Raw genomic sequence first — 26047 nt, 5'->3', positions numbered from 1 at the left:
CATGCACTGCGAGCTCTGTCTGACCGAGCATCCCTACGATGTGGCGTGTGGCGGCGAGCCCTGGACGCAGGTGTACCTGTCCACGGGCGACGCGGAAGCCCCTCCCGTGGACCTCACGGGCCAGACGTTGGGGAGTTACCGGCTGGTCCGCCGGCTGGGCGCTGGAGGGATGGGCACCGTCTACCTGGGCGAGCAGACGCGCATTGGCGCACGGGTGGCGGTGAAGGTGCTGCACCCCCACCTGGGCCGGGACGAAAGCCTGCGCGCGCGCTTCTACGCGGAAGCACGCACGGTCAACGTGGTGGGCCATCCGAACATCGTCCACATCTTCGACATCAACGAGGCGCCCGGCGGCATCCACTACTTCGTCATGGAGTACCTGGAAGGCGTGCCCATGTCGCACCTGCCCCGGCCCATGGTGCCCGCGGCGTTGGTGTCGCTGCTGGCGCAGGCGTGTGACGCGCTGGACGCGGCGCACCGGTGCGGCGTGGTGCACCGGGACTTGAAGCCGGACAACCTCTTCGTGGTGCGGCACGCGGGCGAGCCGCCGTCGCTGCGCGTGCTGGACTTCGGCGTGGCCAAGGCGCGCCGTCCCCACCCGGGTGAGGACGAGACAGCGGCGGGCATCGTCCTGGGCACGCCGGCATACATGGCGCCCGAGCAGTCTGCGGGGCAGCCGGTGGACGGTCGCGCGGACATCTACGCGCTGGCGGTGACGGCCTACTACCTGTCCACGGGGCAGCTGCCCTTCGAGCGGGGGCAGATGGTGGAGCTGGCGCTGGGCACGGGCCCGGTGGGCGCGCCGCCGCCGCACCTGCTGGTGCCCGGGGTGCCGCCCGCCTTGTCGGAGGTGCTGCTGCGCGCGCTGTCGCGCCGCTGCGAGGACCGCTACGCCACCGCGCTGGAGTTCAAGGAGGCCCTGCTGCTGGCCGCCGCCCAGCCGCTGGCGGACGCCCTGTCGCCCCAGACGCCGCCGCCGCGCAGCCACACGCCGGTGCCGTCCCTGGCGTGGCTGGACACGGAGGGCCCGGCGACGGAGCCCAATATGCTCACCCCACCCCTGACGTGGGTGGCGCGCGTGCGGCGCCGCTCCGGCGCGGGCGACGTGGAGGTGCTGTGCACGGAGCTGAGCCGGGGCGGGCTCTTCATGTGCTGCGCGGACCCCTTCCCGCGCCTGTTCAACCGGCTGGAGTTCACCCTGCTGCTGGCCGGCGAGCTGGTGGAGTGCGCGGGCGAGGTGGTGCGCCACGTGGACGCCGCCCAGGCGCAAACATGGGGCATGTTGTCCACGGGCGTGGGCGTGCAGTTCATCAACCCATCCGCCCGGCTGTGCGAGCTCATCCGCCGCGTGCAGCCCCACCGGCTGACCACGCCCGCGTCCACGTTGATGCGCGCGGAGGTGGTGCTCTGACGCGGGCCGCGCGTCACTTCACCGTGAAGGTCCGTGAGGCACCAGAGTAGGGCCGCACGTTGCCGTCCCAGCCCGACTTCCAGTTGCCTTCGTGGACGAGCCGGTACGTGCCCGGCACCGTGTCGCCGGGGATGCCCCACGTCACGGTGACGTGGGAGCACGCCAACGTGGGCACGCAGTTCTCGCGCCGCCACTGGTAGCGCGTGGCCGGGTCCGCGTCGGTGGCCACGTCCGTCCAGGTGCCGTCCGGCTCGCGCCGCTGCACGCGCAGGAAGGTGCCCTCCAGGCGCAGGTCATTCTTGGGATGCCCCCCCCAGAAGGTGGCGCTCGCCGTGTCGCCGCGCGAGTACGTGGGCCGCGCGTCGGTGACGACCTCGCCGAAGTCCACCCACAAGAGCTTGTCGTCGAACACCACGCCGGGTTGCAGGCTGAGCTGCTCCTTGCGCAAGTCCCTGGGCGTGGGCCCGGGCGGCACACCGGCGCCGTCCCGCAGCGACGTGGCCAGCAGGTGGAAGTTCTGCTGGAGGGCCGCGAGCGTCCACGGGCCGAAGTGCGTGGAGGCGCCTTCATAGTCCTGGCGCGCGTATTCCTCGCGGGTGGCCACGTAGCCCGAATAGGCATTGGACAGGCCCGCGATGACGACGTCCGTCACGCCCGCGGGCGCCAGCGCTGTCTCCACGGTGTCGCGCAGGCGGCGTCCGGCCATGGTCGTCAGCTCGAAGGGCACCGCCACCAGCGCCAGGTTGCCGATGGTGACCAGTTGCAGGGGCAGCACCTCCGGCGTCCAAGGGAAGGGCCGCATGCTGCCCGTCTCCAGGACGATGGGCTTCTCCGCCTGACACGGCGTGGTGGCGAGCGAGCAACTGAACTGCCCCCAGGCGTTCTGGCCAGCGGCGCAGGTGACGCCCTCCACGCCGACACCCGGCCCGTCCTCCGCCCCCGCCAGCATGGACACGCCGATGGCGGCCGGGCAGGTGGCTCGCGGCGCGCCGTCCGCGAAGGATGGCGCCACGTCCACCGCGTCCATCTTCACGTAGACATGCCGGTAGTCCACGCCGCCCGTGAGCGGCGTTTTCGCTTCCGCCCACAGCTTCGCGGCGAAGTCGTACTGCTTGCGGCCAGAGAGGTCCGTGTCCTCGAAGTCATTGGCGCCGCCGCCGTGGGTGCCGCCCAGGATGTTGGGCGTCACGTCGCCCTCGTTGGCGTTGGCGAAGGCGGCGACGAACGTGTCCCCGGCCCCCTGCGCCTGCTCGGCGAGGTACGAGGCCAGGCCCTTGTTGTCGCCGCTGATGAGCGTGTTGCCGTTGCCCATGGACGTGGCATGCACCGCGAACCAGTTGATGAGCCCCATGTCGGTGCCATCCGCGCGGGTTAGGCGCAGCAGCGTCATCCGCGTGTCCACGTCGTGCGCGTAGCGGGCGCGCTCCTCGGCTGGATTGAGCAGGTAGGCGTTGGGGGAACGGTTGCGGCTGGCGCCGAACAACTCCCCCGACGACAGGCGCAGCGTGCCCTCGGCGAGCCGCTCATGCGCCCGGACGATGGAGGCGACGATGCCGGAGACGATGGCCTCGAAGTTCTGCGGCGAGAAGCCCAGCGTGGTGAGGTTGTAGAAGGTGTAGTGCGAATAGCCCCCGGGCCCGGAGTGGGTGTGGGTGGCGCTCAGCAGCACGTTGTCGTCGGTGTACAGGTCGCCATAACGCGCGCGCAGCCGCTCCACGACCTGCTGCTTCACCGCCTGGAACACCATGCCCAGGTCCGCGCTGACGAAGGCCACCCGCTTGCCGTTGCAGGGCGAGGCGATGACGAACGCGCGCGAGCGCAGCCGCTGGTGGATGCCGGTGGTCTGCTGCTCCACCATGCCGTAGCCCATCATCCCCACCTCGGCGGCGGGGCCGGTGATGTCGGCGCTGCCCGTGCCCAGCAGGAATTCCCGCGCGTCCTCGCACGCGCCCGTCAGGCCGGACGCGGCGGACTCGGGATGGGGGGAGGTCCGCCAGGGCTGGCTGGCCGCCTGGGCGCCCGTCGCGAGCACGAGCGAGAGCGCCAGCAGGTGCCGGACGAAGTGGGTGCGCATGGCCTGCCTCCAAGGAGCCAGGGGACATCCCCCTGGGGTGGAAGTGGATAACGCTTCAGGGCGGGCGCGCAGTACCGGAAGAACGAGCCGTCGAGAGGGCTACAGTCCGCGCGAAGGCCGGAGGTGACACCGGCCGTCTCAGCGCTCACGCGCCCGGCCGGTTCGCCGGGGCCTTGGGCGGCGCGGGGTTGAGCGCCACGCGGAAGGTGGTGCCGGCCCCCACCGACGACTCCACGGAGATGTGGCCGCCCAGCGCCGTCACAATCGTGTCACAGATGGACAGCCCCAGGCCGGTGCCCAGGCCGGAGGACTTGGTGGTGAAGAAGGGGTCGAAGATGCGGCGCAGGTGCTCCGGGGGGATGCCCTGGCCCGTGTCGCTCACCACCACCATCACCCGGCCGCCCACCTCCGCGCGGGTGGTGAGGCGGATTTCGTTCGCCTCCGAGTCGCCCTCTTCGATGGCGTGCGCGGCGTTGATGAGGAGGTTGAGGAAGACCTGGAACAGCTTGCCCTCGTTGCCACGGACGAGCGGCACCTCCCCGTAGTCCTTCACCAGCCGGGCGCGGGCGCGCACCACGCTGGCGGCCATCTGCGTCACGGATTCGAGCACCGCGTGGACGTCCACCGACTCTTCCTTGCCGTCCTCCACGCGGGAGAAGACGCGCAGCTGGCGGACAATCTGGCGCATGCGCTCGGCGCCCTCGCGGGCGTCGTCGAGCACCTGCCGCAGCTCCACCATGTCCTCCGGGGAGAGCATCCGTGGACGCACGCCGCCCACGGCGCTGTGGAGGAAGTCCAGGTTGGACAGCACGTAGGCCAGGGGGTTGTTCAGCTCGTGGGCGATGCCGGCGGCCAGAAGGCCCATGGAGGCCATGCGGTCGGTCAGCATGAGCTGCGCCTGGGTGCGCTTGCGCTCGGTGAAGTCGCGCGCCACGGTGATGCGCGCGGGCGAGCCATCCAGCACCACGGCCAGCGTCACCAGGTCCGCCACCACCACCTCGCCGTCGCTGCGCACCAGCGGCATCTCCACCACGCGCGCCGCGCTCTTGCCCTCCAGCGCCTGGCTCAGGTGGAGCTGCGCGGCCCCCCGGTCCTCGGGGCGGACCAGGTCCAGCATGTGGCGGCCCACCAGCTCCGAGGCGTCGCGGAAGCCCAGGTACTGCACCAGCGCCGGGTTGACGGAGAGCAGCACGCCGTCGCCCACGTGCACCAGCACCGGGTCCGGGAAGGCCTCGATGAGCAGGTGGACGCCGGCCTCGGTGCGCCGCAGCGTCGTCTCCGTGCGCATGCGCAGCGCGTTGGCCGTGCGCTGCTCCAGCGCCAGGGACAGCGCGCCCGCCGCACCCGACAGCAGGTTCACCTCGATGGGGCCCCAGGAATGGGGCTCGCGACAGTTGTCGAAGCCGATGACGCCGAAGAGCTGCCCGTGGACGTGCATGGGCAGCAGCAGCACGGAGCGGACGCCCTGCGCCTCCAGCATGGGCGCCAGCAGCTCCGAGAAGTCTCGCGGCTGGCCCTGCACCGGCTCGCCGCGCTGCAGCTGTTCGGACTGGTGGGGCCGCAGGGCCTCGTCGAAGGGCAGGCCGTGCATGTTGGGGTCCTCCAGGTTGGGAGGAACCCCGGGCTCGCACCACTCCGCGCGCTGCGACGCCAGCAGCGTGCCGTTCTCGGCGAAGTGCATCTCGAAGACGTAGACGCGGCTGGCAGCGGACACGTGGCCCAGCGGCTCGACGACGGCGCCGTACAGGTCATCCGGCAGCTCGTGCCCCATCATCCGCCGCTGCACCTGCACCATGGCTTCCAGGTAGCGCTCGCGGGTGGTGACGGCCTCCTCGGCGGTGCGCCGCGACGTCACGTCCAGGAGCGTCCCCATCACCTCGCCCGGCACGGTGGCCAGGGCCCGGGCGGACAGCTCCACCCAGCGGACGCCATGGCCGCCGCCCGTGTCCACGCGCACTTCCTGGCGCGAAACGGCGGTGCCGGGCGTGTACGCCAGCAACGCCTGGGCGCGCTCGCGGTCCTCCGGGTGGATGGCCTCCAGGAGCGCGCGGCCCCGCCACGCGGACACGGGCGTCCCGGTGAGCCGCGCCCAGGCCCCCCCCAGCACCGTGAGCCGCCCCTGCGCGTCGAGCTGGAACACCACCTCGTGCAGCAGCTCGGACAGGTGCTGGAAACGCTCGGACTCCACCTGGCTCCCGGCGTGTGACGCCTGCGACTTCATGGGAGGGAGCAGCTCACACGCCATGTCGGCGGGAACTGTCCCTGAAGCCTTCCCGGGAGCGTCCATGACCGCCGCGTCCCGTTGCTCGTCTGCCACGTGCTGGCCTCCCTAGCGCCTCATCGGAGAGGGGCCGGAGCCCTGACAGCACCTACGGCTGCCGGGAGCGAATCCAGACCCTGCGGTTCCCCTCCCGTGGCGACGTCGACCCGAAGCATATTGGGTCTCAATAACTGGAAGTCAATGAAGGCGGGAGAAGTTCACGCTCCGTCTTCGGGCTCCCATCCACCCGGAGCACCTGAGCGGGGCCGCTGCCGCCGGTCCCCCACGACGCGGGCCGGCACGCCCGCGACAATGGCCCACTCCGGCACATCCCGGGTGACGACGGCCCCCATGGCCACCACGGCGTGGTCCCCCACGGTGACACCGTCCGTGATGCCGGCATTGGCCCCCACCCACACGTCCGCGCCGATGACGAGCCCCCGCGAGGTGACGGGCTGCTCGCGCACGGGCCGGTCCGGGGCAATGCCGTGGTCGAAGGCGTAGAGGGTGGCCCCGGTGGCGATGCGGGTGCCCTCGCCGATGCGGATGCCCGCGGCGCCGCCGTCCAGGCTCGCCCGGGCGTTGATGCTCACCCGGGGTCCGAGTGACACGGGACCGTGGAGGAAGACATCTGCGGCGATGCTGCACCCGGGGCCGATGGAGACGGTGCGTCCGGGCTCGGCGAAGATGCGCGCCTCCGGGGCGATGAAGCACCCCTCCGCGATGTCCACCGTCTCCAGTTCGCGCAGCAGCGCCTGCACCTCGCGCTGCCAGGCATCCGCCCATTCGCGGTGGCGGGGCTTGAGGACGAAGTAGAGCCACGGCATCCAGGAGAGCCGGCGCTTGTGTTGCTCACGGCGAAGCGCGTCCAGGTCCACGCCCGTTCCCTATCATGCTCCGGTGGCCAGCCGGGTGGGTTCCCAGGTGAACTGGCAGCGCTCACGCTCCCGGGCAATGGCCTCCACGTCTCCGGCCGCGGGCTCCAGGCGCGACACCATGTCGCTCGCCTCCCACGCGTAGGGCTGACCGTTGAGCAGGACGTGGCCGTCCACCACCGCCTGGGAGACCTGCAGGAGGGGCAGCTGCCCCAGGTCGCGCAGCAGCGCCTCGAAGCGCCCTTGCCGCGCCGGGTCGAGGAAGCGGAAGCGCGCGCGCGCCAGCGCCGCCAGGTGGAACCACATGGGACGGAAGGCCACGCCCGCCAGGACGAGGCGCCGGGCCATCACGAGCAGCATCTCCGTCGCCTCGCGCGCCAGGCCCAGGCCCGGGACGTCCTGGCCGGGGAGCCGCGAGCGCCCCTCGCTGAAGCGGGCGCGAGGGTGGCGCAGGCTGAGCCAGTTGACGAAGAGGAAGGGCTCCCCCGCCAGCACGCGGCGCTCCACGACGCAGTCCACCAGCAGGTGCTCCTGGCCCGCCGCGCAGCCGTGCACCTCCATCCGGTCTCCCTCCCCCACGGAGCCCACCGCCACGCGCAGCCGGCTGTAGCCGAGCCGCTCCACGAAGGAGAGGAGGCCGTAGCGGAAGAAGGCGTACTCGAGCGCCTGCGCCGTGTAGTAGCCGAGGATGCGCGGCTGGCGCTGGCCGCCGCTCAGGCCGAGGGAGCCCTCCAGGTCCTCCTGGGTGATGGGCTCGTCCAGCGGCGTCGCGCCCTCGCGCGTCAGTGAGCGGGCGATGCGCTGATAGCGCGCGCTCAGCGGGTCATAGCGCGCCTTGATGCGGCGACGGCCCTGCCCCGCGAGGACGAGCACGGTGCCCGCGAACACCTTCCACGCGTCGCGGTGATAGCCCCCGCCTGGAAGCCAGACGCTGGGGATGCCACGCAGGGCGCGCGCCACGGCCCGGTCCCTGCGACGGGCGCCGTCCAGGGACAGGCCCACGCGGCCGAAGCGGTCTCCCGCGAGCACGTCGCTGCCCGCGATGACGAAGGCCACGTCCGGCCGGGGCATGCGCTCCAGGAGGCCGTCGAGCAGGGCCAGGTACGTCCTGTCGTCCGTGTCCTCGGGGACGCGCGTCTCATCCACTTCGGGCGACAGCGCGCCCCAGTCGCTGCCGGACAGCGAGCCAATCCAGGCCCGCTTCTGGCCCGCCAGACACTCCGCCGTGCCATCCGGCGGGTGGGCATCCAGGTCGAGCACCACGGCCTGTCCGTCGAAGCCATCCGCGTGGAGGGCGGCGAGCGCTATCGCGATGTCATTCACCGCGCAGAAACCGCCGCCGCGCGCCGGACCGGCGTGGTGGAAGCCGCCCGCCATGTTCACCACCGGGCCCTTGCGCGCCACCGCGAGCCGCGCCGCGCCCAGCGTGCCGCCGCACACCCGCCGCAGGTTGGACAGCAGCGCGTCCACTGGCACGTCGGCGGGGTTGGTGGCGAAGATGCGCGCCAGCGTCTCCGGCTGGCCGAGCGACTCCAGGTAGGCGGCGTCATGCACGCGCGACAGTTCGGCGAGGCTCACCGGCTGCGGGTGGTGCACGTCCTGGGAGCGCAGCGCGCGGGCCTCCAGGAGATACCAGGTGGTGAAGTCCACGCCGCGCGGCTCGATGCCCACGGAGGACTCGATGCCGGCGAGGGGCAGCCGGTAGGACTCGTCGTAGAAGGCGGGCACCGGCGCGCCGCCCCAGCTCCATCGCGACAGCCAGTCCCACAGGCTCATGGGCCCATGTCTCTCACGGCGCCAGGTCTGGGACCAGGGCCCAACAGGACGCCTGGGCACAGTGGCACAGTGGAGCTTCGCGCAGTGAACGGCGCCATGGGGTGGACGGCACGACGCGGCCCGCCGCGCTTCACTCCACCGGGCGCCGGGCCTCCGCGCGCAGCGCAGGGCTCCGCCGTCGGAGCGTCCGCGCACAGACCGCCATGAGCAGCGCCCACGCCAGTCCGGCCACCCAGCCACCAAGCACGTCCGTGGGGTAGTGCACGCCCAGGTAGACGCGCGTCAGACCCACGAGGAACGGCAGCAGCAGCGCCACGGTGAGGATGTAGATTTTGAGTCGCCTGCGCTCGGCGAGCTGAGCCAGCAGTGCGCCCAGCGTGAGGTACACGGTGGCCGACAGCATGGCGTGCCCACTGGGGAAGCTCTGGCTGACCACCTCGGTGAGGTGCGGCACCACGGATGGCCGAGGCCGGGCGAAGAACTGCTTGAGCAAGACATTGAGGCCCGCGCCACCCAGCGTCGCGCCCAGCACGAGCAGCAGCGTCCGGTAGCGCCTCACCAGCAGGAGGAAGCCACACACCGCCATGGTGGCGAGCGTCAGCACGGGAACGCCGCCCAGCGCCGTCACGTCCTCCGCCGTGCGCCGCAGCCACCAGGGCCCGCGAGGCCGCGCCGGGTCCTCGGGATTGCGCAGCGCCAACAGCATGCGTTCATCGAGCTGCTGCGTCTCGCCCTCGGCCACCTCGTCTGACAGGGCGATGAAGCTCAGACAGCAGACCAGCAACAACAACAGCAGCCCCAATGGCCGCGTCACCGCCACGTCCCATCCCGACATCCACTGCCAGAGCCTCCGCCACATGGCGGTGACTGTATGCACTCCGGCGTCCGGCGGGACGTCTCCCGCGCTGAACGTTGGCTATCCGGGAAGACGGATGCGGTCGCTGCCCGCGCTGCCGAAGGCCGCGCCGAGGACGCAGAAGAAGTGCAGGACGAAGCCCGGGATGAGGAAGAACCAGTAGCCGGCCCCCACCATCAGGAACCACAGGACGGCGCGCAGGAACTGGCCTTTGTAGAGCTGTCCCAGGCCGGGAATGAAAAAGGACAGCACCCCAGCGATGAGGAAGTTGAAGCGGCGCTCGCGGATGATGTCGGCCATGGCAGTCTCCAGTCCTGCCCCCCATATAAAGGAGGGGCCGGGGCCGCGAAAGCCCTGGAGTGAACGGCTGGACGCTCGGGCCACGAGCGGCACGGGCTCCCCGCGCCTGGCTGCTATCACAGGGCCCCAAGGAGGCACTTCCATGGCCATTTCCACCATCGACCCGGCGACCGGCAAGACGCTGCGCACCTTCACGCCCCTCTCCGCCGAGGAACTGGAGGCGAAGCTCCAGACGGCCGCCGACACGTTCCGCGCCTACCGCGAGACGACCTTCGCCGACCGCGTCACCTGGCTGCGGCGCGCGGCCGACCTGCTGGAGGCCGAGGCCGACCGCTACGGCCGCATCATGACGCAGGAGATGGGCAAGCCCTTCGACGCCGCCAAGGCCGAGGCGAAGAAGTGCGCCACGGCCTGCCGCTACTACGTGGACAAGGGCGAATCCCTCCTGCGCGACAGGCTCGTCGACATGGGCACCGGCCGCGCCTTCGTGCGCTACCAGCCCCTGGGGCCCGTGCTGGCCATCATGCCGTGGAACTTCCCCTTCTGGCAGGTGGTCCGCTTCGCCGCGCCCGCGCTGATGGCGGGGAACGTGGGCCTGCTCAAGCACGCCCACAACGTGCCCCAGTGCGCGCTGGCCCTGGAGGAACTCTTCCTTCAGGCGGGCTTCCCACGCGGCGCCTTCCAGACGCTGCTCATCGAGTCAGCCGACGTCAATCGCGTCATCGAAGACCGCCGCGTGCGCGCGGTGACGCTCACCGGCAGCGAGGGCGCGGGCCGGGCCGTGGGCGCCGCCGCGGGCAAGGCCATCAAGAAGGTGGTGCTGGAGCTGGGCGGCAGTGACCCGTTCATCGTCATGCCCAGCGCGGACCTGGAGAAGGCGGTGGAGACGGCGGTGTCCGCGCGCCTCATCAACAACGGCCAGTCCTGCATCGCCGCCAAGCGCTTCATCGTCGCCGACGCCATCTACCCCGAGTTCGAGCGTCGCTTCGTGGAGCGGATGAAGCGCGTCACCGTGGGCGACCCCATGGATGCGAAGACGGACCTGGGTCCCCTGGCGACGCGCGGCATCCTCGACGGGCTCCATGCCCAGGTGGAGGCGAGCGTGAAGGCCGGCGCGAGGCTGCTCCTGGGCGGCAAGCCCCTGGAGGGTCCGGGGAACTTCTACCCGGCCACCGTCCTGGCCGAGCCCCCGCCCCAAGCCCCCGCCTTCCACGACGAGCTCTTCGGCCCCGTGGCCACGCTGCTGCGCGCGCGTGACGTGGACCACGCCCTGGAGCTGGCCAACGCGACGCCGTTCGGCCTGGGCGCCAGCGTGTGGACGCAAGACGAAGCCGAGCAGCGGCGCTTCATCGACGGCATCGAAGCGGGCATGGTGTTCGTCAACGCGCTGGTGGCGTCGGACGCCAGGCTTCCGTTTGGCGGCGTGAAGCACTCCGGCCACGGGCGCGAGCTGGCGGACGTGGGCATCCACGAGTTCGTCAACATCAAGTCCGTCCGCATCGCGGCGACGGAGGACACGGCGCAGCAGCCTCCGCCTCGCGCCGCCATCAGCGAGTAGCCTGAGACGCAGCGCGTCCATCGGCATGATATGCACGCATTGCATGGAGATCTTCAGAATCGCGGATACGGTCGAATTGAATAACGCCTGGCTCGTCGGCCTGAGCGTGACATTGATGCTGCTCGCGCTCTGGGCCCTTCTCGTGGGCTCCAGCGCGCTGCTGTACCGGGGCATCCGGCTGGTGGGGCTGAAGGCGCTGGAGCAGGCGGCCGACGCCCTTCGCAAGCGCGCCCGGCTGAGCGCCGCCCTCCTGTCCTTGGTGGTGGTGGTCGCCGGCATCGCGGTGCTGGGCTTCGCCCTGTGGGCGGAGAAGGACCTGGCCCCCCACTTCAATGCCTTGCTTGCGGGGGTGACGGCGGAAGGGCTGGCGGACCTGGGGCGCGGTGCGGGGCTGCTGGTGCTGTTGATGGCGGCCTTCCTGGTGCTGGATCGAGCGGCCCGCCAGCTCCTGGTGCGAATCGAACGCAGGTTGAATGAATGGCAACTGCCCCCGGAACACAGGGCACATGCCCAGAAGGCGATGGAGCAGGGCCCCGGCTTCATCAAGCTGGTGCTGGCCTACTTCGTGGTGGGCCTGGCGCTCACCTCGCTGCAACTCCCAACCGTGTTCGACTGGCTCATTGGCACCATCCTCTTCGTGCTGATGTCCATCAGCGGCGGGCGCCTGGCGGTGTCGCTGCTGCACCTGATGTCAGGGCGGCTGGTCGGGACCTGGGCGGCGAAGAACACGGCCACGAAGTACGAGGAGTACTTCATGGCGCTCAGCCGGCTGCTACCGGTGGGGCAGAAGAGCCTGGAGGCCATCGTCTACATCTCGGTGGCGACCCTCATCATCCGCCGGTTCCAGGGCCTGGAACTCTTTGCTCCGTACGGGCCGGTGCTCATCCGCGTCATCGCCCTGTTCTTCGCCGCCAGCGTCGTCGTGGAGTTCGTCCGGCTGCTCATCGCCCGGCATTCAAGGTGGACGGCCCCGACCTGGATGATGCGACCCGGCGGCGCAACACCTTCGTCGCCCTCATCCAGAGCACCTCCAAATACCTAGTCTACTTCCTGGTGGGGATGATGGTGCTCAGCGACATTGGCGTGGACCCCACCCCCATCCTCGCGGGCGCCGGCATCGTCGGCCTCACCGTGGGCCTGGGCTCGCAGGCCATCGTTACGGACATGGTCAACGGCGTCTTCCTGCTCTTCGAAGACCAGATATTGAACGGCGACTACATCCGCATCAACGATACAGAGGGCGTGGTGGAGGAGATAACGCCTCGCATCACCCGCATTCGCGACCGCTTCGGGCGCCTTCACATCCTCCGCAATGGCGAGGTCAAGAATGTCATCAACTACAGCCGCGGCTGGACGCTGGCCATTGTGGACATGGCCGTGGCCTACGAAAGCGACCTGAAGAAGGTGATGGATGTGATTCGCCAGGTGTGCGAGCAGGTGCCCATGCTGTCGCAGGGGAAGGTGTCCGAAATCCCCAAGCTTCTGGGTATCGAGAGCATGGACGAGAGCTGGATGACCATGCGCATCGAAGCCAAGGTGCAGCCAGGGACACACTTCGACGTGAAGCGGCTTCTCAACCGGCTGCTGATCGAGGCCTTCACCGCCAATGGCCTGGAATTCCCCTACCCCAAGGGGGTGGAATACGAGGGGGGCCCGTTGCTTCCCGCCACCTCCGAGGCACCGCAGCAGGAGCCCCAGGCGCTCGCGGCCTCACACCGGTAACGATAGAGGTGCCTCCCCAGGATTCGAGTTGCTTCGTCTTCAGCTGCAATCCCTCTCACCCCACGGAGTCCGTCCCATGAAGAAGGCTTTCCTCATCGCCCTGTCCCTATCCCTGCCCGCGTTCGCCTCGTCCGACTTCGATTCGGAGGACCTGTCGGTGGACGTGGACCCGGAGGAGCTCGTGAGCCAGGAGGCCGCCGACGCCAGTCGGCCGCCGCTGCTCCAGTTCTGCTGGAACCTCCACTACACGTCGTGCCCCGGCCCGGGCACGACGCAGCAGTGTACGGATGGCATCTGGTCCGACTACGTCTGCACCTGCCGCCCCCTGGGCACGCGCAACGTCTGGGACTGCCCCGAGGTCCGCTGAGCGCCGGGGGCGAGGGCGGCCGTCCCACCGCGAACCGCGTCCCACGTAGACGCGCCGGACAGCACACCGGCGTGACCCACGCTCCAGGCCTCTACCGCGTCCGCGTCCGGCCACCACCGCCGGGCGCGGCGTGGACCTCCTCCAGCGCCTGCGTCACCGCCTCCACCTCCGCGCCGAGCTGCTCCACGCTCTGCCGCAGCCCCAGCCCAGCGATGTCCTCCCCCGCGGTGTCCGCCGAGCGCACCCGCAGCACCTGCGCGTAGAGGCCCTCCAGGGTGTAGTAGAGGCGCATGTGCTCCGCCTCGAGCCGCGCCGCCGCGGTGGCCAGCTCCGCGCGCTGACGCCGCTGCGCCTCCAGCGCGGCCAGCGCGCCGGCCAGCCGCTCCCGCACCACCGCGTCCTCTTCCGAAGCCACCCGCGCGGCCAGCGCGTCCCGCTCGGCGTCCAGCCGCTGGGCCTCATCCGGTGGCGCCAGCGCCCGCAGCTCCCGCTCACGGCGCACCAGTGCGTGACAGCCCTGTCGCAGGGCCTCCACCGTGCGCTCCGGCGCATGCACCAGCTCGCGCAGCACCGCGGGCCCCTCGCGCAGGGCCTCCATCAGCCGGACGCAGAGGGCATCCACCTTCGCCACCCGGGCGTCCGATTCCCCCGCCGAGACACCCACGGGCGCCCGCTCCGGAGCTCCAGCGTCGCGCGCACGGCCCTCGTCACGACGGGGGCGCTCCAGGTGCTTCAACGAAGCCAGGAAGAAGCCCAGGGCCACGAAGACCAGCCACCACAGCCTGCGGGGCTGCGCCAGGGCAATCAGCACGCACGTTATCGACGCGGTGACGTAGGCGGCGCCCCGCGCGGGGTTGCGAGAGCGGTTGGACAGCACCTCCCGTTCGGCGCGGCGGGCGGCGTGCTTCGCCTCCCGCCGCCACTGCTTCTCCCACTTCCGGCGAATCTTCCGGGGCGGCATCTGCCCGGTACGGCGCACCCAGGCCTCCACCGCCGCGTCCTCACGCGCACGACCCTCCGAAAGCGCGTCCTCCAACCTGAGCAGGCGTTCATATTGGAGACGGGAAGGCGGGGAAATCGGAGGCTGGGAACGTCCGCGAGGCACGGGGTGACGATAACGACGACACGTCCCCGCAGGGAGGGGATGCGCGCCATTCGTCGCCTGCTGCATATGCAGGGTGCAACAAACGGAAATGCTCAACCGTTTGCATTCGTCCTGGGAAACTCCGTAGAGAATGTGCCCTGGCGGGGGGCGAAAAAGGGGGCAGGTGCCGTGGAGTTACCGGAGGAGAAGGGGGAGAGCGCCGGGTGGGAACCCGAGACCATCCGCGCCCTGCGAGGTGAGCAGAGCCGCGCGGCGTTTGCTCGCCTGCTGGGCGTCACCCCTCTCACCGTCTACCGCTGGGAGCTGCCGAGCGAAGCCCCCCAGGCCCGCCGTCCGCGAGGCCGCGTGGCCGTGGCGCTCCGCCAGTTCGCCGCGCGAGGAGGGGCCCCCACGCCCGTCGTCTCCGCGTCCCGGCGGCAGGAGCTGCATCCCGAGGAGCTGTCTCGCATCCTCCCCAGCGTCACCCACCTGACGCGGGCCGAGTGGCGAGCCGCCGAAGAGGAACTGCTGTCACTGCTGGCCTCGGGCCTGCTGCGCACTCCGGGCGCGCGGGCCATGGCCGCGGTGGGACTGGCCTATCTCCAGCGCTGGGGCCGCGAGGACAGCCGGGGTGCCTTCACCACGCTGCTGCCCCACCTGGCGTTCGCGGACGCCGGCATCCTTCCCGAAGAGGTGGAGCTGCGCGTGCTCGCCATGGCGGCCAACCTCTACGCGTCACCGGACGGGAAGCTGTTCGACGCGAACAAGTCCGCCGCTTACGTGGCGCGCGCGGAGGCGCTGCTGGCCAACCACGACGACCCGGAGGTGCGCTGCCAGCTGCGCATGGCCGAGGTCGCCTGCGGCTTCTACCTGGGCGAGGCGGAGCGCATCACCCACGGGTCCGGACGACTGGAGGATGCGCTCGTGGGGGTGAAGGACCCGGCCCTGCGACTGCTCGCCGAGGACGCCTGCGCCCACGAGGCGGCCCTGCGCGGTGAGGCCACCCTGGCCACGCGCCGCTTCCGCGAAGTGGCGCAGGGCGCGGCGCGGATGGGGTACGCCTTCCTGGAGGCGCGCAACCTGGCCTTCCTGGCCCAGCGCCGGCTGGACGAGGCCTGCGAGCCATCCGAGGCGCTCCAGATGGTGCGCCGCGCGCGGGAGGCCGCCTATGGCGGGCGCATGGTCCGCGGCTTCTCCTTCATCTTCGCCGCGCGCGCGGAGGCCGAGGCCCTGCTGCGGCTGGCGCGCTTCGCGGAAGCCGAGGCCGTGCTGGATGAAGCGGACGCGGTGGTGGAGGAGCTGCGCTGGACGCCGCTGTACCTGACGGTGACGCGCGCGCGGCTGTACCTGCTCAGTGGCCGGTACCCGGGCCTGCGCAAGCTGTCGCGGCACCTGACGGCCTACGACGGCACCATCCAGCGGGCCCTCACCGGGGCCTATGCCCAGTTCGCGGAGTCGCTGGCCGACCTCGCCGAGGGCAACGCGCAGCGCGCGGCGGAGGGCTTCGCCGCGGCCGGACAGCGCACCATGGAGCTGGGTGGCTGGCCCTACCTGCGCCGCGAATGCCTGCTGTACGAGACGTATGCGCGCGTCTACGCATGCCAGCGCGACGAGGGCCTGGTGCTGCTGCGGCGGGCGCGCGCCTTCCTGGAGCGCATGCCGTCCGCGTGGCACTCCGCCCTGCTCCACCGCTTCGAGGCCTTGCTGCACGTCCTGGACGGGCGCACCGCCGAGGCCCGGTCGCTGCTGGAGGCCGCGCTGGGCACCTTCAGCCTCACCGGCGACCTGTGCATGGCCGTCTACACGCGCCACCTGCTGGCGCTGCTGGCGCGGATGGAGGGCGACCCCGCCGCCGGCGAGCTGCTGGCCGCCAGCGAGGCGGAGCTGCGCCGCGTGGGCATGGTGGTGCACCCGCAGCACTTCGTGCACTACGTCGCCCGCGAGCCCCACGCCACCGCCCGCGAAGCCGAGGGCGCTCCCCGCCTGGGCGCGGAGGCCCTGGTGGTGCCCTTCGAGCGGCTGTCGGTGCGCGGCATGGGCGCGCCCCTCATCCAGCGCGAGCTGCTGGCCGTGGTGGAGGGACTCTTCCCCCACTGCGCGCCCCGGCTGGAGGAGCTGGACTCGCAGGGCCGGGCCACGCCGCTGGGCGGCAACACCTCCGTGCCCGCCACCGAGGCCGTGGAGTTCGGGGACGGCTGTGGCCGGCGACTCCGCCTGGGCGTCGCGGGCCACCTGCCCCCGGACGGCCGCGCGCTGCTGACGGCGCTGTCCCGGCTGGGCGGCTTCGCGATGGAGGTCGCCACCCTGCGAGGCTTCGCCCAGGTGGACGTGCCCGCGCTGGCCAGTGACGACACGGACGTGCGGGATACGGACGTGCCGGGCTTCATCGCCGCCTCATCCGCCATGCGGCGGCTGCGCTCGGAGCTGGCGAGCCTGTCCTCCAGCCGCGCCACCGTCATCGTCACCGGCGAGTCCGGCTCCGGCAAGGAGGTGGTGGCGCGGGCGCTGCACGCCTTGTCCGCGCGCTCGCAGCGGCCCTACGTGGCCTTCAACTGCGCCGCGGTGCCCCGGGACCTCTTCGAAGGGCAGCTCTTCGGCTACCGGCGCGGCGCGTACACCGGCGCGGCCACGGACCATCCGGGCGTCATCCGCGCCGCGCACGGCGGCACCCTCTTCCTGGACGAGATTGGCGAGCTCCCCCTGGAGGTGCAGCCCAAGCTGCTGCGCTTCCTGGAGAACGGCGAAGTCTTCCCGCTGGGGGAGATGCGACCGGTGGAGGTGGACGTCCGGGTGGTGGCGGCCACGCACCGGGATTTGGGCCAGCTGGTGCGGGAGGGCCGCTTCCGCGAGGACCTCTACTACCGCCTCCAGGTGGTGCCGGTGCGCGTGCCCCCGCTGCGCGAGCGGCGCGAGGACGTGGTGGCGCTGGCCCGGCACTTCGTCCGGCAGCTCACGCCCGAGGGCATGGAGCCGCCGCAACTGGGGCCAGATGCCATCGCCGCGCTGATGTCACACCCGTGGCCCGGCAACGTGCGCGAGTTGCGGAACGTGATTGAGCGGTCGATGGCCTACGGGCCGTTCCCCGCGGTGCTGGGCGCGGAGCAGATGCGCATCGCGGGCTGAAGCCAGAGGAGTGGCCTCAGCCCGCGATGCGCTCCACCCTGTTTCCCCACACCCCTGTGGGAAGCGACTCCAGAGATGCGTGCGTCCACGTCTCTGGAAGAACACACCCACGGGTCGGAGAGGGGGGAAACTCCAACCCGGGGTGCCGAGGCCACCGAAGCGGCCTCATGCGAAAGATGTGTGCCTCCGGCGCCCACCGCGGCACCGGATGCACTGGGGGGGTGTTAAGCACCCGGCGTGCCAATGCCCGGGAGGGTGATTGACTCAAATGGAAATCATCCGCGCGCCCGGACAGGGGGCGGGCATATCCAATGGATGCAGGGCAGCATCCATCTGAATCATTCCGGATACACTGGATGCCCAGCCGGCCCGACAGCCGAGCAGCCGCGCTGATGGCCGGGGTGAGCGTCCAAGCGACGTGTGGGACAGCGGCGGGGGGTGGAAGTGGGTTAAGGGGGAGCGTGATGACCCACGCTGCCTCGTCCCGCCGGTTCCAGGCCTTCAGCCTGGGGGTGCTTGCCTTCACGCTGGTCGTGATTCTGTGGGGTGCGTTCGTGCGCGCCACGGGCTCGGGTGCCGGCTGTGGAGACCACTGGCCGGTGTGCAATGGCGAGGTCATCCCCCGGGCCCCCAGCGTCCAGACGCTCATCGAATACACGCACCGGCTGACGAGCGGCCTGGCGATGATTCTGGCGGTGGCGCTCTACGTCTGGGCCCGGAAGGGGCACGCCAAGGGCCACCCGGTGCGGAGCGCGGCGGCCTGGGCCCTGTTCTTCATGATGACGGAGGCGCTCGTCGGCGCGGGCATCGTGCTGCTGAAGTACGTGGCGGACAACGCCTCCGTGGGCCGGGCCCTGTGGATGGGCGTGCACCTGGTGAACACCTTCCTGCTGGTGGGTGCGCAGACGCTGGTCATCTGGTTCTCCCGGGGACGCGCCCCCCTGAGCCTGCGGGGACAGGGGCTGCCGGGCGCGCTGATGGGCCTGAGCATCCTGGGGCTGCTGGTGCTGGGCGTGAGTGGCGCCATCGCGGCGCTGGGGGACACCCTGTTCCCGTCCACGACGCTGGCGGAGGGTTTGCGCCAGGATATTTCGGAGACGGCACACATCCTCATCAAGCTGCGGGTGCTGCACCCGCTGCTGGCGGTGAGCGTGGGCGCGTTCCTGGTGCTGGCGTCACGGTGGGTGGCGCGGGCACGGCCATCGGAGGACGTGCGGCGCGCGGCGTCCGCCATCACCGTGCTCTACGCGGTGCAGTTGGGCGCGGGCGTCACCAATCTGCTGCTGCTGGCGCCGGTGTGGATGCAGCTGGTGCACCTGCTGCTGGCGGACTTCGTGTGGATGGCGGTGGTGGTGCTGTGCGCGGCGGGCCTGGCCGCGGATGCGCCCAGGGTCGTGACGGAAGCCTCGCCCGCTTCGAGCGCCGAGCCGGTCTGAGCGAACCGCTCCCGTTCGAGGGGCCGGAAGAACATGCCGCGGCTAGGCTGCGTGCCGTGCGAAAACCGAACATCGCCACTTTCATGGCGTGCGCCTTCTTGGCCTTGGCGTTGGGATGTTCCAGCAGTGCCACTGTCAGCGGCACCCGCCGCGACATGGACCACAGCAACGCCTATGCCCTGGCGTCCTGCTCCGACAGCGTATCGTGCTGCATCATGCGCAACCCAGGCGTGGCCGTTTACATCGGAGCCTTGGATGCAGCCATGAACCCAACCAGCACCATGGATCAAGGAGACGACGCCGACGACGGTTGGCGTGAACACTGCCTGAACACATACGTCCTGTGTCGGGATCAAAAGAAGCCGACATGGGACGGCGACTGCTAGGCCTGTTTCCGGTACTGCGAAGGGCAACGGCAGTGGCCCTATGAAGACTGCAGCCGCAGAAAGCGCTAGAGGCCTCCGATGCCGGAACATCGCACCTGGCACGCCATCCGGGAGCTCAACCGCCGCGTCAACGACTTGGGCGAACCGCTCGCGCTCACGGACGAAATCCGGGCACTCCTGCGTGACACCGCATCCGACGTGGCCATCGCGTCCGACACCGTCGCCCTGGCGCTCCAAGGCAACGCGAGCGCCACTGAGCTGCTCAGAGAAGTCGCAAAGCGAATCCGTGAAGGCTCCTGGCGACTGTCACGAGCGCTGACTGAAGCGAACAGACGGCAGGAAGCGGGCGACACGGACGGGGCGCGCGCGGCGCTCATGGAGTTACTCGCCGTTGAAGTCGTCCCGTTCTATCGAGAGCTCGCCCAGGTCCAGCTCGACGCCCTCGACGAGCCCTGACGACAACCGCCCAGGTCTCAACGTGGACGCGCCGCCGCGCCCAGCCGCAGCCCCCGGGGCACCACCACACGCTCCACGACGTCGAACAGGCCACTGGCGACCAGTGCCAGCGCGGCGGCGGGAATCGCTCCCTCCAGGATGAGCCGCACGTCATCCAACCGGATGCCCGTGAGAATCGGCTGGCCGTAGCCCCCTGCCCCCACCAGCGCACCCAGCGTGGCGGTGCCCACGTTGATGACCGCGGCCGTCTGGATGCCCGCGAGGATGGACGGCGCCGCCATGGGCAATTCGATGCGCCACAGCCGCGCCCGTGCGGGCAGTCCCAATGCCTCCGCGGACTCGCGAACCTCGGGTGGGATTCCGGCCAACCCCGCCGCTGTGTTCCGGACAATGGGCAACAGGCTGTAGAGAAACAACGCGGCAATCGCCGGACGTGAACCGATTCCCAGCAGCGGAATCATAACCACCAGCAGCGCCAGCGACGGCACCGTCTGGATGACACCTGTCAGCCCCAGCACACCGCGCCCCAGCCGAGGCCGCCGCGCGGCCAACACACCCAAGGGCACCGCGAGCGCCATCGCCGCCAGCAGCGACACCCCCACCAGGAACAGGTGCTCACGCGTCCGCTTCCACACGCGAGAGACCAGCCCGTCCCCACGCACTTCCGAAGTGACCCCCAGCGCCGTGGCGAGGAAGCCCGAGGCCACACGGCCCTCCGACACGCGCTCCAGCCGGGCCTGCGCGTTGAGCTTCACCATGTCCTCCTCGGACACGCGGCCCTCCAGACGAAGCATCGCGGCCAGTGCCTCGGGCGCCCGCGCCTCCAGGTCGTCGCGATACAGCAGCACGGCGTCATACGCGGGGAAGTGGTGCAGGTCGTCCTCCAGCACGCGCAGCCCGTAGGCCTGAATCTCCGCATCGGTGGAGTACAGGTCCGTGAGCTGGAGCGACCCGCTCTCCATGCCCCGGTACGCCAAATCATGGTCCAGCCCGCGCACGTCCCGCTGCGGCAACCGGTAGCTGTCCCGCAAGGCGGGCCAGCCGTCCGCGCGGTCCATGAACTCGTTGCTGAAACCCAAACGCAGCGAGGGATGGGCGCGCAAATCGGAGATGCGGCGGATGCCCAGCCGCTCGGCCTCCGCTTCCTTCATGCCCAGGGCATACGTGTTGTTGAAGCCCAGCGGCTCGCTCATCCGCAGCCCGGCCTCGGCCAGGGCCGCCCGTAGCGCCGCGTCATCCGGCAGGTGGCGGCCGGACAGCAGCTCTTGTCGCAGCGTACCCGTGTACTCGGGATACACGTCGAGCTCGCCCCGGCGCAGCGCCTCCCAGAGCACGGTGGTACCGCCCAGCTCCCGCCGGTGCGTGACACGCGCACCGGTGCTCCGCGCGAGCTGCGTCACCGCTTCTCCCAAGATGACGGACTCGGTGAACTTCTTGGAGCCCACGCGCACCTGGGGCGCGCCGTCCCCAGACGAGGACGCCCCGCCACACGCCCCCACGAGCAGCAACACCAGGAGCCACCCCCTCACGCCTCGCCTCCCGGCCCACCACCAGGCAGCGGCCGCTGCGCCTGGATGAACCGGGTGACGAAGTCATCCGTCGGCCGCGCCTCCAAATCCGCGAGCCGCCCCTGCTGCACCACGCGTCCCTCTCGCATGAGCAGGATGCTGTCCCCCAGGAAGCCCGCCTCCGCCAGGTCATGCGTCACCAGCACCACCGTCTTGCGCAGCCGGGCGAAGATGCCGCGCAGGTCACCTTGCAGCTCGTGACGGACCAGGGGGTCCAACGCGCCCAGTGGCTCGTCCAGCAGCAACACGTCCGGGTCCAACATCAACGCGCGCATCAGCGCCACCCGCTGACGCTGGCCACCGGAGAGCTGCGAGGGATAGCGCGCCAGCGCGTCCGTGGGAAAGCGCGTCAACTCCACCAATGCATCCAGCCGCTCGCGCGTCTTCGCCGCGGGCCAGCGCAGGTGGCTCGCCATGAGGGTGACGTTCTCCTCGCCCGTGAGATGCGGAAAGAGGCCGCCACCCTGGAGCGCGTACCCCACGCGATGGCGCACCGCGAGCAGCGCCTCGCCTCCCGTGGGCAGAGGCTTGCCATCGAAGAGGACGCGCCCGGTGTCACACGGCAACAACCCGTTGAGCAGGCGCAGCAGCGTGGACTTGCCACAGCCGCTCGGCCCCAGCAGCACGGTGGTGCGTCCTGTCGGCAGGCTCAAGCTGAGCGGATGCAAGGCCTGCGTGGCCCCGTAGCATTTGGAGACGTCCTGAAGCTCGTACACGGGGTGCCGTCCTTCGCAGCATCAAGGCAGGGTGAACGCGCCATTGCAGACGGCGGGATATGGAGGCTCGGAGGCCCGGTGGCTGCACGCGGCGAAGAGCGCCCGGTCCTCCCACGTCACGGCCGCGGCCCACACGAGCAGCGGCCCCTCGGGAGAAGGCACCGTGAAGCGCGCGCATCGCGTGTCCAGGTTCTCCAGCCGGCAGGGCACATCCTCGACGGGCCCCGCTCCCGGCAGCGCGTCCACCAGCTCCGCCACGCTCTGCGAGCGCCAGCGCTCCGTCACCTCGGACCGTGCCGGTTGATAGAGGCTCCACAACAGCGATGCCCCCTCACAGCGGATGCGTCCCGCGCGCGCCGTGGACGCGGCGAGCTGACATCCGTCCGGCACGGCCAGGGCCCGCCACGGCAGGCGCGGCGGAACGAGCAGCGCCTCGCGTCCCAGCGTCTCGCCCTCGGGGCTGCCATTCGAGGCGAGGGACTCGAGCAACTCCAGGCAGCGCGCCAGCAGAGGCCGCACGGGCGCCCGGACCACGCACCCGACCTGCCGCACCCGCCCCAGTGTCCCAGTGACAGCGGATGCATACCCGGCGGCGCGACAGTCCTCCGCCTCGCACGCCTCGACCCGGACCGAGGGCCACGGACTTCCCGCCAGCGGCAGCGCTTCCTCCACCACCGTGGCACCGGGCCCCAGCCGTTCGGTGATTCGAGCCTGGGCCTCCGTCAATGCCTGCTCGGGCGTCAGGTCCTCCCGCTCGGTCAGCCACACCGTCACGCCGTCACAGCGGTACAGCCGTGAGTCGGCCCGGTCCGGCACCAGCGTGCACCCCTCGAACAAGGCGCGGGCTTCGGGAAGGAAGGGGCCCACGGGCGTCGCGCCCTCGGGGGCCACGGGCGACACACGAGGCGCGGGCGCGGCGCACGAGCACAGGGCCCCGGCCAGGTACACCCACAGCAGCCTCGCGGCGGTCCTCATGACGCCGGAGTTAGGCGCCCCCTCTTCGTCACGTCAACCCGGCAGGCCGGGCGAATGGATGGCGCGTTCACTCGAATGACTCTTTCAGCCCTTGAGCCCGCTGCAGATGACGGTCCGCGAGGTTCCCCGTCCTGTCGAGCATGAGGGTGAACGCCCCATCGTTCTTGTACGTCGCCTGTGCCTGCTTCACGAGCCGCAGGCCGTCCTCCTGGTCCTTGATGACGCGCTTCAGGAAGGCCTCGTCGAAGTCCCGGCCCTGCGCCTTGCGGAGCACGTCCAGGTGCTGCTGGGCATACGCCACGGCCTGCTCCAGGCGGGCGTCCGCGCGCTGCATGGGCAGACTCGGTCCCGGGATGAGGCCCCCGTCCTTGCTCCCCGAGCCGCCAATCCCCGCCGTGTTCCGGGGCTGCGTGAGGTCCGCCACCACCATGTCCATGGACGGCGAGCTTCCCCACGCCTTCAAGTCCTGCAGGTGCCGGCGATGGTCCTCCACCAGCCGCAACGCGAACTGCCGCACCTGCGGGTTGGTCGACTTCTCCAACGCCAGGTTGCCCGCCGCGATGGTCTTCGCGTCGAAGAGGGCGAGCTGTCCCAGGAGCAGGTCCCGCTCTGACAGGACGTCCCGCGTCTGCCCCGCCTGGGGCGCCTCCGCCCGGGCGGTGAGCCCCACCAGGGGGCCCGTGCCCCACAGGGCCGCCAGGACCGCCACGCCGCCTGCTCTGCCAAGCCTTCCAGTCATGTCCACCTCCCGACGAAGCGATGTCCGAAGGTGGGGCCCGAGTGGCGCTTATGGCAAACATGGCCTGCCCGGCGGGGCCTCCCCGTGGGGCCCCGTGGACACGGGACTCAGTCCTGGCGCCTGGCCGCTACCACGACGTTGGCGCCAGCGGGCCCGGACAGCGGCACCACGCCGAGCGTCACGGCGGAGTACCTGTCGGGCGGGCGGCCCCGCACTGCTACGCTGGGCCCCATGGCGAGGATTCTCATGGCGGCCCACCCCACGGCGGGTCACACCAACGCACTGCGCGCCATGGGTGGGCGCCTGCGTGAACTCGGCCACGACCTGGCCATCGCAACGGTCGTGGCGCCGGCGCGCTTTCCCGGCCTGATGCCAGAGCCGCTGCGCTTCGCCTCCCAGCTTCCGGAAGCCCTGCGCCAGGACGGACTCAGGCTGGTGCCCTTGCGCCCTTCTCCGGCCGCGCTCTGGTACGGCATGCGCATCACCCGGGCCCGGGGACTCGACGAGCTGGGGTGGGCGCTCCGGCTGTTCACCACCGGCATGGAGGGGCATGCACGGCGCATCGCCGAGGAAATCGAAGCCTCTGGGACTGACGTCGTGCTGGCGGACTACCTCATGCCCGCGGCCCTGCTCGCGGCCCGGAGGACCCGGCGCCCCTATGTGGCGCTGTATCACTCCGCCCTTCCCTTCCCCGTGGAGGGCGCGGCTCCTTTTGGGAGTGGGCTCGAGGACGACGCCCCCCGCGATGCCGCATGGACCCAGGCCGAGCAACGGGGGCTCGCGCTGCTGCGCTGGTTCGATGCGCGTGTCGCCCGTGCCGCGAAGCGCCTGCGCGTCCCCTTGAAGACGAACGGACTGCTCGCTGCGCCCATCTCCGACGACCTCAACCTGATGGCGACGACCCCGGCGCTGGAGCCCGGCCTCAAGCCGCTGCCCGGCCCGGTGGAGATGACCGGCCCGTGCCTGCCCCGGCCCGCGCCCGCGAACGTGGATGACCCCGCGCTCACCGCCATCCGGCCCGGCCGCACGCACGTCTACGTGTCACTGGGCACGGTGTTCAACGCCCAGCCGCACGTCTTCCACGCCATCCTGGACGGGCTGGCGCGGCACGACGTGGACGTGGTGGTCAGCGCGGGCGCCAGCTTCGAACGACTCCAGGCCCGCGCGGGCCCACGCACGCAGGTGTTCCGCCGTGTGCCTCAAGTGCCGCTACTCCAGAAGGTGGACCTGGTGGTGACGCACGGTGGGAACAACACCGTGCAGGAATCGCTCGCGGCCGGACGCCCCATGGTCGTCGTGCCCTTCGGCGGCGACCAGCTCGCGAACGCGCGGCGCGTCGAGCGGCTTGGCGTGGGCCGCGCCGTGCTGCCCTCCGCGCTGGGCGCCGCGTCCATCGCCCACGCGTTCACCCAGGTGTCCCAGCCAGAGGTGGCCACCAGGGCCCGCGCCCTGGCCGCGACGCTGGAGGGCGTGGACGGCACCGAGCGCGCGGCCCAGGCGGTGCTGCGGCTCCTCCCGACATGACACGGGGCGGAGCGTCCCCCTCCGCGCGCTCCGCCCCGCATCCGTCCCCCGCTCGCCTCAGGGCGTGCAGGCGCCGTGCGTCACGCTGGTGCACGGGTCGCTGGCGCCACACCGCGTCCAGCGCGCGCAGCGAAGCGCGTTGTAGTCCTCGAACGCCTGCACGCTCGTGGTGCGCCGGCCCTGGCTCTCCGACTCCAGGCACAGCTCGTAGTCGGTGATGGGCGTGTTGGGGATTTCATAGACGGTCTCATCCGCCGCCAGCATCCCGCTGGCACTGGCACACTGCAGCGCGTCCGCGGGCGAGCTCGCGCGGACCTCCACCACGCGCCGGGCGCACAGGTTCGTGTCCTGGATGCCCACCGAGTACACAGTGCCATTCGGGTCGCAGGTGTGCGCCGCCACTGACTGGCAGCTCCCGCTGACACACACGGCGTTCGCGCGGCAGAACTGGCTGTTCCCCGACGAGACGCAGCACGCCTCGCCCACTTCGCCGCAGTTGCGGCAGCGCTCGCCCGCGGCCTCCATCACACACGTCAACGTGCCACTGCAGGATGTGGTGCCCGCGTTGACGCAGCAAGCGCCGCCTTCGTTGCCACACGGCTCACACGTGCCGCTGCGGCAGACCAGCCCGGCGTTGCAGCTGGCGGAGTCAGTCCTACAGGCACAGCCGTTGGTTCCATACTGGCTTGGGGAACACGACGATGAGCTGCTCTGGCAACCGCCGCAGCCCGCCAGGATGGCCATGAACACCATCATCAGCCCCCGAAGAAGGGGAAGGTTCGATTTCACGAGGAAGGTCCTTGTTTGTGGAAGAGTGGAAGTCGCGCTGGCCGGAATGCGG

Annotated in this window: 23 protein-coding genes; 10 read left to right on the top strand and 13 right to left on the bottom strand. The window is 70.9% G+C overall.

Translation table 11 applies throughout. The features are described from left to right. Position 1: 1 nt before the first annotated feature. Complete coding sequence (locus OZ403_RS03130; protein WP_140787072.1) at positions 2 to 1411, top strand: serine/threonine-protein kinase; 1410 nt, start codon at positions 2 to 4, stop codon at positions 1409 to 1411. A gap of 13 nt (positions 1412 to 1424) precedes the next feature. Here OZ403_RS03130 and OZ403_RS03125 read toward each other — a convergent pair whose 3' ends face one another. The 6 genes from OZ403_RS03125 to OZ403_RS03100 all read right to left on the bottom strand — a co-directional run bounded on the left by OZ403_RS03125 (position 1425) and on the right by OZ403_RS03100 (position 9552). Beyond that, positions 1425 to 3485, bottom strand: a complete 2061-nt coding sequence (locus OZ403_RS03125; RefSeq protein ID WP_268783441.1) for a neutral/alkaline ceramidase — start codon at positions 3483 to 3485, stop codon at positions 1425 to 1427. Between the two features lie 145 nt (positions 3486 to 3630). After that, a complete protein-coding gene (locus tag OZ403_RS03120; RefSeq protein WP_268783440.1) occupies positions 3631 to 5802 on the bottom strand; it encodes an ATP-binding protein in 2172 nt (723 codons plus the stop codon). 161 nt (positions 5803 to 5963) lie between these two features. After that, positions 5964 to 6623 carry an acyltransferase gene (locus OZ403_RS03115; protein ID WP_140787067.1) on the bottom strand — a complete coding sequence of 220 codons (660 nt, stop codon included), beginning with the start codon at positions 6621 to 6623 and terminating at the stop codon, positions 5964 to 5966. A gap of 12 nt (positions 6624 to 6635) precedes the next feature. Next, positions 6636 to 8396 carry a histone deacetylase family protein gene (locus tag OZ403_RS03110; RefSeq protein ID WP_140787066.1) on the bottom strand — a complete coding sequence of 587 codons (1761 nt, stop codon included), beginning with the start codon at positions 8394 to 8396 and terminating at the stop codon, positions 6636 to 6638. Between the two features lie 130 nt (positions 8397 to 8526). Next, on the bottom strand, positions 8527 to 9231 hold the full coding sequence (locus OZ403_RS03105; protein ID WP_140787064.1) for a phosphatase PAP2 family protein: 705 nt from the start codon (positions 9229 to 9231) through the stop codon (positions 8527 to 8529). Between the two features lie 81 nt (positions 9232 to 9312). Beyond that, the gene (locus OZ403_RS03100) at positions 9313 to 9552 is read right to left on the bottom strand and encodes a hypothetical protein (protein ID WP_140787062.1); all 240 of its coding nucleotides are present in this window, start codon (positions 9550 to 9552) and stop codon (positions 9313 to 9315) included. A 142-nt stretch (positions 9553 to 9694) separates the two neighbouring features. On the opposite strand from OZ403_RS03100, the gene OZ403_RS03095 reads away from it, so the two are divergent. The 4 genes from OZ403_RS03095 to OZ403_RS03080 all read left to right on the top strand — a co-directional run bounded on the left by OZ403_RS03095 (position 9695) and on the right by OZ403_RS03080 (position 13199). Then, positions 9695 to 11110: an NAD-dependent succinate-semialdehyde dehydrogenase gene (locus tag OZ403_RS03095; RefSeq protein ID WP_268783439.1), complete on the top strand. Its 1416-nt coding sequence runs from the start codon at positions 9695 to 9697 to the stop codon at positions 11108 to 11110. A 43-nt stretch (positions 11111 to 11153) separates the two neighbouring features. After that, the gene (locus OZ403_RS03090) at positions 11154 to 12152 is read left to right on the top strand and encodes a hypothetical protein (RefSeq protein WP_268783438.1); all 999 of its coding nucleotides are present in this window, start codon (positions 11154 to 11156) and stop codon (positions 12150 to 12152) included. Beyond that, positions 12071 to 12832: a mechanosensitive ion channel family protein gene (locus OZ403_RS03085; protein WP_268783437.1), complete on the top strand. Its 762-nt coding sequence runs from the start codon at positions 12071 to 12073 to the stop codon at positions 12830 to 12832. Before OZ403_RS03090 ends, OZ403_RS03085 begins: the two co-directional genes overlap by 82 nt. Before the next feature lie 76 nt (positions 12833 to 12908). Then, positions 12909 to 13199 (top strand): hypothetical protein, encoded by a 291-nt coding sequence (locus OZ403_RS03080; RefSeq protein WP_237078002.1) that lies wholly within the window; start codon positions 12909 to 12911, stop codon positions 13197 to 13199. Positions 13200 to 13290: 91 nt separating this feature from the next. Here OZ403_RS03080 and OZ403_RS03075 read toward each other — a convergent pair whose 3' ends face one another. Beyond that, the gene (locus OZ403_RS03075; RefSeq protein WP_140800599.1) at positions 13291 to 14376 is read right to left on the bottom strand and encodes a hypothetical protein; all 1086 of its coding nucleotides are present in this window, start codon (positions 14374 to 14376) and stop codon (positions 13291 to 13293) included. 96 nt (positions 14377 to 14472) lie between these two features. On the opposite strand from OZ403_RS03075, the gene OZ403_RS03070 reads away from it, so the two are divergent. From OZ403_RS03070 to OZ403_RS03055, 4 genes are all read left to right on the top strand, one after another. Beyond that, complete coding sequence (locus tag OZ403_RS03070; protein ID WP_268783436.1) at positions 14473 to 17406, top strand: sigma-54-dependent transcriptional regulator; 2934 nt, start codon at positions 14473 to 14475, stop codon at positions 17404 to 17406. Positions 17407 to 17870: 464 nt separating this feature from the next. Further along, positions 17871 to 18842, top strand: a complete 972-nt coding sequence (locus OZ403_RS03065) for a COX15/CtaA family protein (RefSeq protein ID WP_140797113.1) — start codon at positions 17871 to 17873, stop codon at positions 18840 to 18842. A gap of 56 nt (positions 18843 to 18898) precedes the next feature. Then, on the top strand, positions 18899 to 19228 hold the full coding sequence (locus OZ403_RS03060) for a hypothetical protein (protein WP_237080167.1): 330 nt from the start codon (positions 18899 to 18901) through the stop codon (positions 19226 to 19228). A 78-nt stretch (positions 19229 to 19306) separates the two neighbouring features. Beyond that, positions 19307 to 19684 (top strand): DUSAM domain-containing protein, encoded by a 378-nt coding sequence (locus OZ403_RS03055; RefSeq protein ID WP_140797112.1) that lies wholly within the window; start codon positions 19307 to 19309, stop codon positions 19682 to 19684. A 17-nt stretch (positions 19685 to 19701) separates the two neighbouring features. On the opposite strand, the gene OZ403_RS03050 is transcribed toward OZ403_RS03055, so the two are convergent. The 5 genes from OZ403_RS03050 to OZ403_RS03030 form a co-directional block, all read right to left on the bottom strand. Beyond that, on the bottom strand, positions 19702 to 21213 hold the full coding sequence (locus tag OZ403_RS03050) for an ABC transporter permease/substrate-binding protein (protein ID WP_268783435.1): 1512 nt from the start codon (positions 21211 to 21213) through the stop codon (positions 19702 to 19704). Next, positions 21210 to 21968 (bottom strand): ATP-binding cassette domain-containing protein, encoded by a 759-nt coding sequence (locus OZ403_RS03045; protein WP_140787052.1) that lies wholly within the window; start codon positions 21966 to 21968, stop codon positions 21210 to 21212. The genes OZ403_RS03050 and OZ403_RS03045 overlap by 4 nt, the downstream gene beginning before the upstream one ends. A gap of 21 nt (positions 21969 to 21989) precedes the next feature. Then, positions 21990 to 22943 carry a hypothetical protein gene (locus tag OZ403_RS03040; RefSeq protein WP_268783434.1) on the bottom strand — a complete coding sequence of 318 codons (954 nt, stop codon included), beginning with the start codon at positions 22941 to 22943 and terminating at the stop codon, positions 21990 to 21992. Positions 22944 to 23010: 67 nt separating this feature from the next. After that, positions 23011 to 23682 (bottom strand): DUF4142 domain-containing protein, encoded by a 672-nt coding sequence (locus OZ403_RS03035; protein ID WP_268783433.1) that lies wholly within the window; start codon positions 23680 to 23682, stop codon positions 23011 to 23013. 107 nt (positions 23683 to 23789) lie between these two features. Then, positions 23790 to 23930, bottom strand: coding sequence for a hypothetical protein (locus tag OZ403_RS03030; RefSeq protein WP_268783432.1), 141 nt, complete (start codon positions 23928 to 23930; stop codon positions 23790 to 23792). Between OZ403_RS03030 and OZ403_RS03025 the strand changes: the two genes are divergently transcribed. Further along, positions 23929 to 25206: a nucleotide disphospho-sugar-binding domain-containing protein gene (locus OZ403_RS03025; protein WP_140787051.1), complete on the top strand. Its 1278-nt coding sequence runs from the start codon at positions 23929 to 23931 to the stop codon at positions 25204 to 25206. The two genes, OZ403_RS03030 and OZ403_RS03025, sit on opposite strands and share 2 nt — an antisense overlap. Before the next feature lie 57 nt (positions 25207 to 25263). Here OZ403_RS03025 and OZ403_RS03020 read toward each other — a convergent pair whose 3' ends face one another. After that, positions 25264 to 25995 (bottom strand): hypothetical protein, encoded by a 732-nt coding sequence (locus tag OZ403_RS03020; protein ID WP_268783431.1) that lies wholly within the window; start codon positions 25993 to 25995, stop codon positions 25264 to 25266. Between the last annotated feature and the right edge of the window lie 52 nt (positions 25996 to 26047).

The sequence above is a fragment of the Myxococcus sp. NMCA1 genome (assembly GCF_026810205.1).
GTDB classification, from domain to species: domain Bacteria; phylum Myxococcota; class Myxococcia; order Myxococcales; family Myxococcaceae; genus Myxococcus; species Myxococcus xanthus_A.
This window is presented reverse-complemented; position numbering and strand designations above follow the sequence as displayed.